At 46.6% G+C, this 1,690-nt stretch carries 1 protein-coding gene; it reads left to right on the top strand.

Features of this window, described 5'->3' with window-relative positions; all coding sequences use genetic code 11:
* On the top strand, positions 1-1,194 hold a 1,194-nt coding region (locus AAC083_RS21145), incomplete at its 5' end, for an RHS repeat domain-containing protein (RefSeq protein ID WP_258224810.1).
* Positions 1,195-1,690 lie beyond the last annotated feature (496 nt).

The following is a 1,690-nucleotide window of genomic DNA, read 5'->3' as shown; positions in this document are numbered from 1 at the left end:
AACCGGCTGCTGTTGAGTGGCGATCGCCATTTTGAGTACGACGAATTTGGCCGACTGGCCATCGAGCGCCGTGGCAAAGGCCAGTCGTTGGTTACCCGTTATCAGTATGACTGCCAGCATCAGCTGATCAGGGCTGAACTGCCGGATGGCACCACGGCCAATTATGACTACGACGCCTTTGGCCGCCGTATTCGCAAGAGGGTGGGTAGAGTAAACGGCGAGCAGGTCACCGAATTCTTGTGGCAGGCCAACAACCTGATTGCCGAAAGCAGTTATCAGCTTGGTGATGATAAACGTCGCACCGACGAGCAGTACCGCAGCTTTATCTATGAACCGGGCAGCTTCAAGCCATTGGTGCAGCTGGAAGGGGAAGGGACGGATGCCGGGGTATTCCACTACCAGCTTGACCACCTCGGTACCCCGCTGGCGTTGACTCGTGATAATGGGGCGACTGCCTGGCAGGTGCGTTATCGCGCCTATGGCAATGTGTGGCGGGAAGAGATCGCCGAGGTTGCCACTCCTTTGCGTTTTCAAGGGCAGTATTTTGATGCCGAGACCGGTCTTCACTACAACCGTTACCGCTACTACCAGCCTGAAACGGGTAGATTTATCACCCCCGACCCGATAGGCTTGGCTGGCGGGCTTAACAACTACCAGTATGCCCCCAACCCGACCGGTTGGGTGGATCCGCTGGGGTTGACGAATGTAAAAGAAAATGGGCTGAATAATATTGATGGTAAAGCCAGCCCAAGCTTGCAAGGTGGGCCGGAAGAGCCGCCGAGTGTGGTGGCTGCTCAAGCTAGGCAGCATAAAATGCTGTCTGATAACCAAGGTTTTAATATAAGTCCTTCTAGTTGGGACCAATATCCATCAATAGGTAGGGATGGTACATTCGTTACAGATAAACATGGAGCGGTGAAATATTTCGGTGAGGTTAATTCCGATAGTGTTACTATATCTCAATCCACAGCTTCAATAATTGAAAAGGATATGGGGCTAAATCCAGGTTCTTTATCAGAAGGTTTTAATGTAAGAAGAATAGACGGTATTTCAGAAATGAACCCTAGGAGTCCGCTATCTGGTAATGATTACTTTAAAGGCCCAGGGCAACATCTGCCAGGTGGTGCACCAGAGCTTGTTATTGACTCCGTGCCTACATCAACACCAGTATTTTTGAGGGTAAAAGTGAAGTGAACAAAAGGCCAGATAATACACTTGTCGTTACTGATATAAACAGTAACAAAATCAGATTGATAGCTAACAATGAGAGATTGGTTAGTGATATGATTAATATTGGTTTTATAGTCGATGGGGATTGTATGACGCAATCATTTTCGACTGAAAGTGATACGGTTGTAATGATTAATAATCTAATTGACTACGGAGTTCTATTTTTGTTCGGATATGGATGGTATCCATCAGAGATAGTCGGTTTTTATAAAGATAAGAACATGATAAAGAAAAGTTATAAAGTAATATCTTGGCGTGACCCAGACAATTTTGTGGTTGAGAATATTCCATAGGCCTGATGAGCCAGGGCGAGAGCGTGAACATTTTGTTAACTTTCACCCAATTTGTTGAGGCCAACATTGAGTACCTTTTCCAGGTATTCACTGCTCATCAAGAGTTATTTTTTCCATTTTTTTCAATGCGATAAGAGATGGCCACGCCAATACTGCGCAACTGTTCC

Origin of the sequence: Aeromonas sp. HMWF014 (genome assembly GCF_963878295.1) — a bacterium.
Classification (GTDB): domain Bacteria; phylum Pseudomonadota; class Gammaproteobacteria; order Enterobacterales; family Aeromonadaceae; genus Aeromonas; species Aeromonas popoffii.
The sequence above is the reverse complement of the archived record's forward strand: the minus strand, read 5'-3'. Positions and strand labels throughout refer to the sequence as shown.